The organism is Lepagella muris (assembly GCF_004793975.1).
Classification (GTDB): Bacteria; Bacteroidota; Bacteroidia; order Bacteroidales; family Muribaculaceae; genus Lepagella; species Lepagella muris.
In genome coordinates this window covers 34,717-47,551 of the sequence record NZ_SRYB01000011.1, presented here as the reverse complement: position 1 = coordinate 47,551, position 12,835 = coordinate 34,717, and the positions used below count along the sequence as shown (strand labels likewise).

At 44.4% G+C, this 12,835-nt stretch carries 13 protein-coding genes and 1 pseudogene; 8 read left to right on the top strand and 6 right to left on the bottom strand.

The genetic code is table 11. The annotated features are described in order from the left end of the window. Positions 1-6: 6 nt before the first annotated feature. The gene (locus E5331_RS09040; RefSeq protein ID WP_135985932.1) at positions 7-1,269 is read left to right on the top strand and encodes a sigma-54-dependent transcriptional regulator; all 1,263 of its coding nucleotides are present in this window, start codon (positions 7-9) and stop codon (positions 1,267-1,269) included. 257 nt (positions 1,270-1,526) lie between these two features. On the opposite strand, the gene mobA is transcribed toward E5331_RS09040, so the two are convergent. Beyond that, positions 1,527-1,952 carry a conjugal transfer protein MobA gene (gene mobA / locus E5331_RS09035; RefSeq protein ID WP_135985934.1) on the bottom strand — a complete coding sequence of 142 codons (426 nt, stop codon included), beginning with the start codon at positions 1,950-1,952 and terminating at the stop codon, positions 1,527-1,529. Between the two features lie 1,065 nt (positions 1,953-3,017). Between mobA and E5331_RS09030 the strand changes: the two genes are divergently transcribed. Both E5331_RS09030 and E5331_RS09025 read left to right on the top strand, forming a co-directional pair. Continuing rightward, positions 3,018-3,302 carry a MerR family transcriptional regulator gene (locus E5331_RS09030; protein ID WP_135985937.1) on the top strand — a complete coding sequence of 95 codons (285 nt, stop codon included), beginning with the start codon at positions 3,018-3,020 and terminating at the stop codon, positions 3,300-3,302. After that, positions 3,295-3,582, top strand: coding sequence for a helix-turn-helix domain-containing protein (locus E5331_RS09025; protein WP_135985939.1), 288 nt, complete (start codon positions 3,295-3,297; stop codon positions 3,580-3,582). Before E5331_RS09030 ends, E5331_RS09025 begins: the two co-directional genes overlap by 8 nt. Before the next feature lie 63 nt (positions 3,583-3,645). Here E5331_RS09025 and E5331_RS09020 read toward each other — a convergent pair whose 3' ends face one another. The 5 genes from E5331_RS09020 to E5331_RS09000 all read right to left on the bottom strand — a co-directional run bounded on the left by E5331_RS09020 (position 3,646) and on the right by E5331_RS09000 (position 9,007). Then, the gene (locus tag E5331_RS09020; protein WP_135985941.1) at positions 3,646-4,875 is read right to left on the bottom strand and encodes a site-specific integrase; all 1,230 of its coding nucleotides are present in this window, start codon (positions 4,873-4,875) and stop codon (positions 3,646-3,648) included. Positions 4,876-5,486: 611 nt separating this feature from the next. Then, positions 5,487-6,416, bottom strand: a complete 930-nt coding sequence (locus E5331_RS09015; protein ID WP_068960722.1) for a hypothetical protein — start codon at positions 6,414-6,416, stop codon at positions 5,487-5,489. A 322-nt stretch (positions 6,417-6,738) separates the two neighbouring features. Further along, positions 6,739-7,353: an RloB family protein gene (locus tag E5331_RS09010; protein WP_068960721.1), complete on the bottom strand. Its 615-nt coding sequence runs from the start codon at positions 7,351-7,353 to the stop codon at positions 6,739-6,741. 3 nt (positions 7,354-7,356) lie between these two features. Next, positions 7,357-8,556 carry an AAA family ATPase gene (locus E5331_RS09005; protein WP_068960720.1) on the bottom strand — a complete coding sequence of 400 codons (1,200 nt, stop codon included), beginning with the start codon at positions 8,554-8,556 and terminating at the stop codon, positions 7,357-7,359. Between the two features lie 121 nt (positions 8,557-8,677). Then, positions 8,678-9,007 carry a hypothetical protein gene (locus tag E5331_RS09000; protein ID WP_135985943.1) on the bottom strand — a complete coding sequence of 110 codons (330 nt, stop codon included), beginning with the start codon at positions 9,005-9,007 and terminating at the stop codon, positions 8,678-8,680. Positions 9,008-9,630: 623 nt separating this feature from the next. Here E5331_RS09000 and E5331_RS08995 point away from each other — a divergent pair. From E5331_RS08995 to E5331_RS08975, 5 genes and pseudogenes are all read left to right on the top strand, one after another. Further along, positions 9,631-10,086, top strand: coding sequence for a PcfK-like family protein (locus tag E5331_RS08995; RefSeq protein ID WP_068960719.1), 456 nt, complete (start codon positions 9,631-9,633; stop codon positions 10,084-10,086). Positions 10,087-10,097: 11 nt separating this feature from the next. Beyond that, positions 10,098-11,360, top strand: a complete 1,263-nt coding sequence (locus E5331_RS08990) for a PcfJ domain-containing protein (RefSeq protein WP_068960718.1) — start codon at positions 10,098-10,100, stop codon at positions 11,358-11,360. A gap of 155 nt (positions 11,361-11,515) precedes the next feature. Further along, positions 11,516-11,629 (top strand): annotated as a pseudogene (locus E5331_RS08985) (DUF3873 family protein); the annotation flags it as partial. Between the two features lie 149 nt (positions 11,630-11,778). After that, positions 11,779-12,069 (top strand): HU family DNA-binding protein, encoded by a 291-nt coding sequence (locus E5331_RS08980; RefSeq protein WP_256359325.1) that lies wholly within the window; start codon positions 11,779-11,781, stop codon positions 12,067-12,069. A 146-nt stretch (positions 12,070-12,215) separates the two neighbouring features. After that, positions 12,216-12,806 carry a DNA-3-methyladenine glycosylase I gene (locus tag E5331_RS08975; RefSeq protein ID WP_232321500.1) on the top strand — a complete coding sequence of 197 codons (591 nt, stop codon included), beginning with the start codon at positions 12,216-12,218 and terminating at the stop codon, positions 12,804-12,806. The last annotated feature ends 29 nt before the right edge of the window (positions 12,807-12,835 follow it).

The following is a 12,835-nucleotide window of genomic DNA, read 5'->3' as shown; positions in this document are numbered from 1 at the left end:
AAATTTATGAATAAAATCCTTATCGTAGATGCCTCCGCATCCGATAGTAGGGTCATGACCAACCTTCTTATGAAGGCAGGTTATGACCCTGTTGTTACGGAGAGCATCGAAGCCGGAAAAGTTGAGGCGGCGGAGCTGCCTCCCGGCGCGGTCATCGTCACGGCAATGAAATTGAATGACGGTACCGCAAGAGAGTTTATCAACTGGCTCAAAACCGAGGGTTATAAATTCCCGGTCATAGCCATAGTAGAAAATCTTAGCCCGATGGAACTTATTGATGTGCTGGGCGATAGTGGCGCGGTAGCCATTGTTCAACGTCAAGCCATTGATAAGCAGATTGTTGAGACAGTCGGTAAATATGCCAGACCGGAGCACGTTGTTATGACGCTTGACAATCAGCTATTACCTCGCGTCAGCGATGCTTGGAAAAAAGTTGAAGAAAAAATATCAGCCATTGCTGCCACCAATGCTAATGCAATCGTGTTCGGTGAAAGCGGCACAGGAAAGGAGCAAATTGCAAGGAGAATCTATCAACTAAGTTCCCGTGAGCAAAAGCCAATTACGATAGTGGAAGCCGGCAGTGCGCCGTTTATAGGTACACATGACCCTGCATCCAATCGCAGTGAGGTTTATAACCGCTTCAAGAGTTATTTTACCAAAGCGACAGGAGGTACAGTAATAATTAAGAATGTCCACCTGTTGTCTTTCGAGAAACAATCGGTGCTTTTGCATATCCTCGAAACCGAACACCCCGATGTACGGGTAATCTGCACGGCAGAACCTGAGCTATTGCGGATGTGGACGGATGGACGCTTCCGACCGAATCTATTTTTCATTCTCCGCCAAAAAGATGTACCCGTTCCGGCTCTCAGAGAAGTAACGGAGGATATTCCGGTAATCGCCGATTTCCTGCTGAAACAATATGCCGCAAAGACAGGCAAACAGCGAAAGAAACTCGATAATTCGGCGATAAAGGCACTGAAACTCTATCCGTGGCCAGGCAACGTGCGCGAGTTGAAAGACATTGTTCTTTTCGCCGCTTTCCATGCCAAAAATGAAACTATCTCAGCCTCCGACATCAGCTTCAACCTCTCAGCACCTGAAACATTAGATGAGTTGAGCTTGAAAAATCCCATTACCGAAAGGGCTCTTATTCTTGATGCTCTCAACCGCACTAAGTGGAATAAAACGCAAGCAGCGAAACTATTAGGAATAAGCCGGACTACCCTTGATAACAAAATCAAAAAGTATGGCCTGTCACAAACCTAAACGTAAACAATCGTTAATTCGCCGAAATTTTGTATATTTGCAGCGAATTTGACATATTAGTGTCTGGAGAGCCGGACACCTTCTGATACAACATGACATACGCAACACCGAGTTCATTGTGAATCTGGACAATTCATCTGAACAAAACGAAGTGATGCCTATGCTATGCGATTGCATAGCGTGCATCTATTCGATTTTTGTTCACGGCAGTCCAGAGCCGACAATGAGATTGAAGGGTGTGCGCTTTTTTTATGACTTCACTTATTGCCCATTCGCCAAAGTGTGTCAAACTCTTTCGCGAGAGTGACAATCTCACGATTGAGTTTCACTAATTCAATGGTCACTTGCTCCAGATTATATAGGGCTCTCATTGCTTTCTTCTCGGTGAAGTTTTGGCGGAGCATCCTTACAACTTCATCATACTCCACACCTATTGTTCTGTACTGTGCATTGAAGGCAGATAGCCTGTCGATGAACACGCGGCTGTTCTCATCAACGACAAATACCTTGAACGGTTTTCCAAGCAGTACATTCTTGATAAAAGCGGCCTTGGTGGTCGCGCCTGATTTTTCAAACTTTGAAAGGAACACATCATTTTCCGATGCGTCAAACCGCACGACGTATCTGTATGCGGCGGGATTGATTTTTGGCGGTCGCCCGCCTTGGTTGAAATTTTGTTTCATAAAAAATGGATTTAATGGTACCGGTTGGAAACTGCCAACCGCAGGTTTTGAAAACGGGGATGACGACTTTGGAGTCAGACCAACCTATGACATTGCAAGGGTTTCGGGGCACAATCTCATTTATGAGTGCCCCGGAACATACCTTGCAATGTTCCAATGAACATCATCACAGAGAACCGAATGGCTACCTTCAAAGTGCTCCTGTGAAGAGATGTCAATATAACAAGATGAATCCCGGTCATAGTTTTTATGAGATATGTGAGTAAGGCATAGTAAAGCAATCGTTGTGCAAAGTGACGCAAACTCAACTTATTGCAAATCCTTTTACAGTTATTTGCCGTTAGACATACACAAAGGCACAGGTAATTTGAGCCGGTGAGATAAGGACTTTATCCAAACACCCTCTTTGTCCATATAACATGTCTTAATGGCATTTTGGATTTTGAGGCAATACAGTCATGGGTAACGGAGGGTAAGGTTTCGGAAACCGTGGGAAATCGCTGTCAATCTGAAATCTTTTCTCATTCACTCATCGTTTGACTTACACAAAAGCATGGATGACAATGCTTATGAGCAAGTGGTAATGGAATCATTTTCCATACCTCAATATCATTCATGCGACCTGTTGAGTTATACTATATAAATATTGCAACATGGTCACTCTATCTGTCACCTGCAAGCATCTGTGTGTGAATGACAAAGTGAGTCAATGAGTTGATGTATGACAAAATGACTTTGTGATAACTCACCGCTGCAATCACGTTATGTAGTGAATGGTCATTCACGTTATAACGTTATAACATTCTAACGTACGAATATAAAGACAGACCACCGGATATAAGCAGATTCACCTATCTGCCCATAAAACCGAAGATATTTTTGTCGATTGGGCTGTAAATCCGGCTGAAAAAGCGGATACATATTCTCTTCAAGATACTAACCTCCGTCTCTGTATAGACAGCTATACAGAGACGGAGCTTCAGACCGGGACACGGTTATCAAGCCCGGCTGCTATGTGGTGGATGCACCGTCTGATGTTTAACTTTATCCCTTCTGAAAAATTTTATGGACTATGTTGTGATTGAACGCATCGTGTTCGATGCACTTGTGTCGCAGATTGCTGACTGCGCACATACTGTTGAGAAATTTATGAAAATGATAACCCCTCGGAGTCTTGATGACTGGGTTGACAACAATGTCGCCGGTTCCATGCTCCGGCTTGGAACACGGTCTTTGCAGACCATGCGCTCGTCAGGTAAAATCGGATACTCCATCATAGATGGAAAGGTGTTTTATCCTATGAGCGAGATTCACCGAGTTCTTAACCAATCCTATACGAAAGATGGCTGACAAGATGCAAGTCCTCACTTCAGATGAAGTGTGCGGTATATTTTCAGCTATTGAAAATGTCCGCAAAGGAATCAAGGCATTGTCGGAGTCAATAACACCGTCCCAACGGTACCTTACCGACAGCGAACTTTCAAAAGAGCTGAACCTCAGCAAACGCACACTCGCCAATTACCGTGCAAAGGGTGAATTTGGTTACTACAATCTCCCCGGCAAGATTCTCTATTCAGAATGTGAGATAGAACAATTCCTCCAACGTCATTATCTGCCTCCGTTCCGCTAAACGACGACACCACCCCGATGATTCAAGAAAGTCATCGGGGTGGTGCTGTTTTTGTATATGTTCTTATTTTTGTGAACCGAATTTCGAAGCAAGGCCGCTCATTTGCTCGGCAATGGACTTATCCACTACCTTTGCATAGATTTTCGTGGTTTTGATATCCGAGTGTCCGAGCATACGGGCTATAATTTCCATTGAAACCCCGTTGGCAAGAGCGAGGCAAGCGAAACTATGTCGGGCAATATGCGTAGTAAGCGACTTCTTTATGCCGCAACAGTCGGCAATCTCGGTCAGATACGAGTTCATGCGTTGGTTGGAAATCACCGGCAGCACGACTCCTTTTGATACGCAGGTAGGATGTTCACGATATTTGTCGGCGATAGCGCGTGCCGATTCCAGATATGGGATACTGCACATATTCTTGGTTTTCTGACGCGCCTTGTGAATCCAGTAGTTTCCCTCATCGTCAACCGATATATGCTCAGGTTTCAATGCCGCCACATCGGAGAACGCCAGACCGGTCAAGGCGCAGAATACGAAGATGTCACGGACGACATTTAGCCTCTCCACCTCAAACTCCTTTTTCATAAGAGTGGTAAGCTCCCTCTCGGTGAGAAATTCTCTTGTAGTGGCTTTTGCCGAGAATTTTATACCCTGAAAGGGATTCACTTCCATCCAGCCATTGTCAAGACCAAGCCTTACAATCTTCTTGAGATTCTTGCAATACTTGTTGGCGGTATTCTGCTCAGCCTTTTTCTCGACTTTGAGAAAAAGATGAAAGTCACGGACGAAGTTATTGTCAATGGCACGGAATGGCATATCATCGACATTGTAATTCTTGCGCATGAACTCTCCGAGATACTTTTCAGTCCGCTCGTAGCGTAATACCGTTCCGAGAACAACATCGCCGATTTCAAGAAGCTGACGATACTTCTCATTTTCTATACGGAATATTTCGCGCAACATCTTGGGCCTCTCGACACGACCTTGATATACGTCCATCACAGTCTGAGGATTGACAGGTTTACACTCATCAATCAGTTGCTGATGGATTTTATATATTCGGGATATTGTGTCGTCAAGATAGTCGTTGAGTTCTAACGACAGTCGATCGCGACCGGTGGAACGCTGCTTTTTCTCGTTCCATAGCTTTGAGTTTACACCTCGTTTCAGTGATGCTTCAAGAAAGCGCCCGTCGATGGTTATGCGCATATACACCGGGGCATCTCCGTTTTTCAGGAGTTTCTTGCGCTTGATAAAGAACAAGACGCTGAAAGTTGATTTACGTTGCTGCATGTCAAATAAACGATTTTAGTTATACTTCGGTTTACTGACAAGAGAAGAAAAACTGCGTGCAACGGTGCCAATATCAGATATTTGCCGGAAAATCGTTGGACGTGGCGTCATCAGAATCAAGTCCAACGGATAGTCCAACGCGAAACACCTCATTTTGCCGGATTTTGCGTCATTCCTTAAAAATTAAAAGTCCCGAAAATCGTTGATTTTCAGAACTTTTCAGCGTTTTTGCGCTTCATTTTCGTGACCCGCCTGGGGTTGGCGAATCTTATGCTTTGCATTGATAATCAAGTTGTTGGCATTGCTCTTCCTGTGGTGTACACGTTACGCACACGACAGTGTTTCAATGTTCTTCGTCATTTTTCATCCGATAGTGCAAATTTAATCATTTTCCGCGATGTACACGCTATCCTAAATGTTAAAGTTTCTGCAATCGGAATCAGCATATTAGCCGTTATACTGCTGTCAAATCTCAATTATCTTGTCTCTCTTGGAATCTCAGTGCTCGTTTGAGGGATGTTCGGAAAGGACTTCATCGCAGGCTGTGTCTCCGATAATCACAAAGTTGTCAGAGAAGTCGGCAAACGCTTCCCTGAATTTTTCAAGTCCTCCTACCATTTTATTTTATTCATCATTATTGCAATTTCTTTCTCAACCCGTGGGTCGTTATCATCTTTCAATGTCAGGAACAATGACAATTTATCCACATAGCCGGAAGTGCCTGACGGCGGATACTTCCATATCTCGATGCGCTGTGTATCTTCAAAAGAGTGCAATTCGGGTATGGAGTATTTATGTTCACGCACCCACTCCGCAGTCAAAACTCTTGTCGGGACATCCTCCGGGACGAGCATTGAGTAATGCGACAGAGCCGAGATTCCGCCAATATCTCCTTCGGGAAATACATCTGATGTGTATTCTATGCTTTTGATTGGATCAATTAGATTGGTTGACGCCTTATCCCAAAGTTCTTTCCCTGACAGTTCAAACACAAGTTTCTTATTCCTGCTGCCTTCCAGACTAACCAATCCCAATGCTTCAAGTTGCTTTATGGATTTGGCGATTGTCTTATATTTATAAGGTACTTTATCCTCCAACTCTTTAAGCGACAAACCGTCAAGGCTCTCGATCTGTAGATGATAAAAAAGAATATATTGTGTTGACGGATAAAACAATTCTTTAATCTCACTTTTTGTTGACAGCCTGTTGATAATCAAGGTAGGCACAAATGCAAATTTATCGGCTACGATAAAATACACTCCTTGCTCCACTAATCGGTCACGCTCATAAGTCAATAAATTGTCAAAGTAAAATACAGCCGGAATATGCTTGATGCTTTCAATTCTTTCCGAAATCTTACGACGCTGCACATTGGTATAATCCATTTCACCTTTGGCCACAAGCAAAAGCATAACCTGCCCATTGAAATCAAACTGCATCATCTTGAAATTTGCAATGAGTTCAAGCCACAGACCTTTTTGGTCTTGCTTGGATAGATTCCGAAGCTCTATCTGCTGTCCGGCGATTGTTATCTCCTTCATGTTCTACGATATTTTGCATTATTCTCCGAGTGTTGGAGAATAATGCAAAATTGCGGAGAATAATCTAATTTTACAAATATATCAGGATTCATTTTTTTAACAGGGACACATTTTACATCAATCCCAGTTATAATACACCGTGGTGTTCAATGTCATTGAACACTGCAAGGTATATGAATTAATTCGGAATAACACGCTCCTCCTTAATTTCGGCAATAGAACCTTGCTTATTGCCGAAATTAAGTTATTGTGATAGCCATGCTTTTTCCCCATCGTGCCGTGGTGTTGACGAGCGAACACACTTCATACTATACTGACAAAATCAGACAATTCCCAGCTCTTTGAACATTGAGCCTATTTCGGAATAGGTATAATCCCGTTCTCCGTCAATCAGGCATTTCTCAGATTTCAGGGCATTCTCAATCGCCCTTACCCAATCACCGCCTTTCTTCTGGAAATATTGATGCAATGGATGTGTCCTGAAAAACCGTTGAGTTTTTTCATATCCACATATCCGGCAAAGCTCGTCCTCTATGCTTTTTGAATCGGCATAATTTTGTCCCGTATATCTGAAATAATAAAGGAAGAACAGTTCAGTGCAGCGGTCAGTCTCAAAGAAACGGACTTCATAATTGAGCCCCTTTTTCTCATTGTGGACCTTCTTGCCATGATATTTCCGTTTCAATTCAGAATAGGCTGCCCAACTTGTCGGGTCTTTCTTCTTATTGTCCATGTCGATAAGACAAAAAATCCTGTCATATCCGATTGCTATTGCAGATTCAATCGAGCGTTCCAATTCACGCAGGCTCGTATTCTTCGGAGTGTCCGGTTTGATGCTCTGTAACTGGCGGAACTCATCCTTCAATGAATTGAGATAGAAGAACTCCGTAGGGCCTTCGCCGATAATCACAGTGGTTTGTTTCCTTACTTTTGGCATGGCTCATTTCTGATTTAAGATGAACGGCGAACCCAACACAGGTTTTGACCCAAACCGACCGATACGATAGGAATTGTAGAGTGAGTGTTCCCTGCGGAGGCCGAGTTTGTCAGCGCGGGTATATTCAGATGCCGCCGTTTCAGATGACTTCTCTACGAACCACACTGATTGACGGTTTTCATTAAACTGATCTTCTGAAAGCAATGTCATCTCCTGTGTTGTGAAAAACAACTGCGATTGGCACGAATTGGCAAGGAAGACCTGAATATAATACAGTAGCAGATCATAATGCAAATCCTCGCCTAATTCGTCAAGCATATAGATATGGTCTCCGGTTATGGCATTATACAGATAGTTAAGATCAACCAGATATTTAATTGTTCCGGCAGACTGTGTGGAGAGAGGCAACATGAAGTTACCTTCATCTGATGTATTTACAAACTCCACATGGTTTTCAACGCCATCCGATATGACGCTGAAATTTGAAATATTGAAATCAGCCTTTTTCAACATCTGTATGAAGAATTCTTTCTTTTTCTCATTCTGACTTACCTCTTTCAGAAGAGAGACGAGGCTTCCGCCGTCATTGTTGACTCCATGTACATGGGACTTAATCCAATTGTACAGTGCCGCAATCTTACATGCGTCTTCCGGCAAGGACACTTTTCCATATGTGGAGAGGACCGAATGATTGTTGAGAGTATGCTCTTTCAGAACCCGGAGCGTCTTCGCCTTTATGCCAATGCTTGTTCCAAATTTAATCTCGCATTGTCTGTCTTCGCCGACAAACTCGCGTTCATAAAACAGAGACTTGCTCTTATTGGGATAGTAATTCAATTCCTCCCTTATGATATGGCTTCCGAGATATAAAATCATGTAATCATATCTGACACCGTCGGCATAAAAAGACACGAACATCTTTGTCGGCTGATCCTTGGTCAAAGCAAAAGGCATTTCAGAATGCACCCTTTCATTTCGGTCTTTACGGTCAATGAACATAAGCTCAAAAGCGTTCTGCATCGCTTTGAGCATATTCGATTTACCCGAAGCGTTGGCTCCGAATATTATTCCCACACGGCCAAGATGAACACCTTTTGTGATTTCGGCACTCATCCAGTTTCCATCATCGCCGTCCGTCTCAAAGTTCATCGTTTGACGTTCCCGAATTGACAGGTAGTTTTCAGTCCAGAATTCGCGTATCATTTTGTATTATACCTAAAATTCAAGCCCATATTGCAGGCCAACTGCAAAATTAGCCATAATTTTTGGTGTTTCCAAGAAAATCAAGGCTAAATACGGTCAATGCTTTATTCAGATGCGATTTTCAGAAATATAAACTCCAGAGAGGTACGACGGCTGGGCTTGTCATCGCACAGCGAGGCAATGTCTGGTAATGGCAATGCCGTCCGCGGCGTTTGCCGGAGGCTGCTCTACCGCCGACCGCATTACCTGAGAATGAGAGCGGGCTAAACACCGAGTTGCTGAACGCCGGAGCCGGAGCTTCGCCAATCCTGCTCTTGCTTATCTGCAACTCCGTATTCTTAACGCCCGCTCCATTACCCGTTTCGTTTAGCCGTCGCGCCATTCTTCCGTTGTCAGCACTCCACGATGCGAAAGATTGTGACGGCCTCTGTGCATTACGGCATGCCTCCATTTCCTGATTCCGTCACATACATTCGCCTTTCCGGGAGTGTGGCATTTCAAATTTCATGTAGGTAACACTTCAACTGATTTTAGAAAAAACATTTCCGTATGTCGGTTATTCTGTGTCTCCAAAGAGGCAACTTCGGCTCTATGTTTATTCGGCAATTTCAGCATAATGCAATCATCTATTGGAAAGCATATTCGCTCGTGATGGAATAACGTGCCGGTAACGGGCTATTCTTTTGCCGCCTGTCAGAAAAATCTCCAGCCCTACGGGTAGTATTTTCCTGCCGTCGGCGAACAGCCCGCTATTTCCCGTCACGCAGGGATAATAAACGAGCGAACATACTTCAAACAGTGATTAGACGCATTAAGCGGAAAATCAAATAAAAAAATATCGCCTTATGACACAAAATAACCGACATATTAGAAATTCGAGCTTCACACCATCACCAGCTCATACCGCATTAAGACGGCTGACTAAGGTGGTCGGGATAATACTCGGAATAGTAATCGGGATTGTTCTTTGGGTGGTAGTGAAACCGATGATAAGAGGTATAGGGTGGCTCATCAGCATACTAACCCTTATTGCAATGATATACTTTGTCTTAACATTCTAAAATATATACGACTATGGCAAACGAAATGAAATCATCAAACGCAGTTATGGAGGTTGTCCGTAACTATATGGAGGAGCGTTGCGCAAGCGACCCTATCCTCGCTATCAAGTACGCAAATCCGGCGAAGTCATTGGAAAAGGCACTGAACTATGTGGCTCACGAGGTGCAGAAAAGCGGACTCACCATTATGGACTCGGATAGCGTGTTCTCTCTAATCCTTCATTATTACGATGAAAATTTGGAGGATGTCCCCAATGTCAACTGCAAGATAGCGGTTGCAAAGGAACTCACCGACACTGAGAGAGCCGAGGCAAAGGAACAGGCTATGGAGCAGTACAAGGAAGAACAACTCCGCGAAATCCGCAGACAGAACCAGCCGAAGGCAACCGCACCCAAGCACACCGCCACCGCACCGAAAGCAGGTGCAGAAATCAATGTTCAACCCAATCTCTTCGGAGATGACTTCTAAAGCATACGACTATGAAACCGAGAAATAAGAAGCAAGAGCAGATATTGGCAATGAGTGGGCAGCTTCGCCCACTCACCACCGCCCAAATGCAGTGGGCACTGACCCATACAATCGACAACTATGCCCTTAGATTCAAGAAAGGGAAAGCCGTGTGTCTGATATGCGGTCACGAGTGGGAAGCCGAGGAAGGAATGTGCCGTTGTCCCCATTGTGGCGCAAAGGTTGAGGTCAAGGCTACCACCCAGCGAGTTGTAAGGGATAAATCCTACTTCATCATCGTCACCGCAGTCAAGGGTTTTCAAGTAATCCGAATGTTTCTGATGATTGTGGAGTTCCGCAAAGGAATGAAGGCAAATCCCGGCTTCATTGAAATCGGCTCCTATTGGATTGACAAGCACGGACACACCACCGTAGTGGGGCTTCAGCGCACATTGGGTCACTACATTGACTCATTCGCTTTCGGCTCTCCATTGGAAATCAGACACGACAATGACGCATTCTGGCACATCGCCAACCAATGGGTCTATCCAAGGACAAAGGTCACTGACACCATCAAACGTAATGGCTACACAACCTTTACCTATGGCGCACACCCCGTGATGATGTTTCAGCAGTTGCTCACCAACCCCAAGGCTGAGACTCTGATGAAAGCCGGAGAGGAAGGATTGTTCCGTTACCTTTGCCACCACCCTAAAGAGGTTGACAAATATTGGGACACAATCAAGGTGGCACGCAGGGCAGGTTACAAGATTGACGACCCTCAGATGTGGTTTGACTACATCAAGATGTTGGATAGAATGGGCAGAGACCTCCATTCCCCCACGTTGGTAGCACCCAAAGACCTCAAAGCCGTACACGATGAATATGTGGCAAAGGCTGAACGTCAGCGTATCAAGGAGCAGAGAGAGAAAGACCGCAAGAGAGCGGAGGAAGATGAAGCCAAGTTTGAGGAACTCAAAGGCAAATACACCGGATTGGTTATGACAGACGGAGAAATCGTTGTCCATACCCTAAACTCCGTAGCCGAGTATTATGATGAGGGAAGCCGTCAGCACATCTGTGTAGGTTCATCGTCCTACTACCTCAAAGAGAACACATTGGTATTCTCCGCCAAAATCAAGGACAAGACAATCGCCACGATTGAAATCTCCCTCAAAGACTACTCAATCATTCAATGCAGGGCATTCGCCAACAAGGTCTGCCAATATCAAGACCGCATTACCAAAATTATCAGCGACAACATCAAGATGATAGCAGAGAGAAAGAGAGCATAAGTTTAACCCGACCTCCACCGCACCGGTGGAGGTCACAATCAAAACATTATATGTGCAATTCTGAATATGACTTCTTAATTCCCAAGTTGGGACAAGAACTATACTCTAAAGCCTACAATCCCTATCGCCCATATTCAAAGAAATTCCAATAGATATACGAATATCGTCATACCGATGGCGAATTATTCTCAGCAACAGCACCCACTATTGAACTTTGTCGCCAATGGCGCGATGAATGGCTTGCAGAAAGGAGCAATAATAGCCAATAGTCGTAATATACGCCAAGCGGAGCAATCCTGTGAAGAATTGCTCCGCTGATTTACGCTCAAAATCCTAAAAATTTCGGCCGCCTTTGGAGGCGGCGAGAGGCAACTTATTATTCCAAATATCAGGATTTTTCGCTAATTTTGCATACCCAATTTCAAAAAATAATATGACAAAAGCGGAAATAGTAACCGAGATTGCCAAGACAACTGGCATCGAGAAAGCAAGCGTACTCGCAGTAGTAGAAGGACTGATGACTTCAATCAAAGACAGCCTCGCACACGGCGAAAATGTATATCTCCGTGGCTTCGGCTCATTCATCGTAAAGGAGCGCAAGGAAAAGACTGCCCGTAACATCTCCAAGAATACAACTATCATTATCCCGGCTCACAATATCCCGGCTTTCAAACCCGCAGCCGAGTTCAAGAAGGTGGTGGCGAAGTAAGATGGGACATGAAAATGAGAACACAGTCGAAGAACTGACGGATACCTGTGAATGCGGTTGTCATTGCGATGGTGACTGTCATTGTCACGAGAAACAGCCGGAGATTTTTGATGAAAGTGACATCGACCGCATAATAGCCAACCTTAATGACTGGGATTAAAATGGTATCTGAGAAACTGAGTCGTTGTCCGTGGTGCGGAGACGACCCTCTTTATGTGAAATATCACGATGAAGAATGGGGTCGCCTTGTCACGGATGACCATATACTCTTTGAGTTCCTCACGTTGGAAAGCGCACAGGCTGGACTGGCTTGGATAGCAATCCTGCGCAAACGAGAAGGCTATCGTGAGGCATTTCACAACTTCGATGTTGAGAAAGTTGCTGCCATGACCGAAGAAGATGTTGAGCGATTGATGAAATTTGACGGAATAGTCAAGAATCGCCGTAAAATCCAGTCGGCTATTTCCAATGCCCGGCTGTTCATCGAGATTCAGAAAGAGTTCGGCAGCTTCTTCAACTATCTGAGGTCTGTCTTTCACGGAGATTTCCCCGTTGTAAATCATCCGGCAACAATGGCTGATATTCCGGTCACATCGCCTGAGTCGGATGCAATCGCTAAAGATATGAAGAAGCGAGGTTTCAAATTCTTCGGCTCAACAATCTGCTACGCCCATCTACAAGCCACAGGCTTCGTAGATGACCACCTTAACGATTGCCTCTGCAAAGGACAACTATAAAACTTTGATTGGCGTTATACTAAGAAACA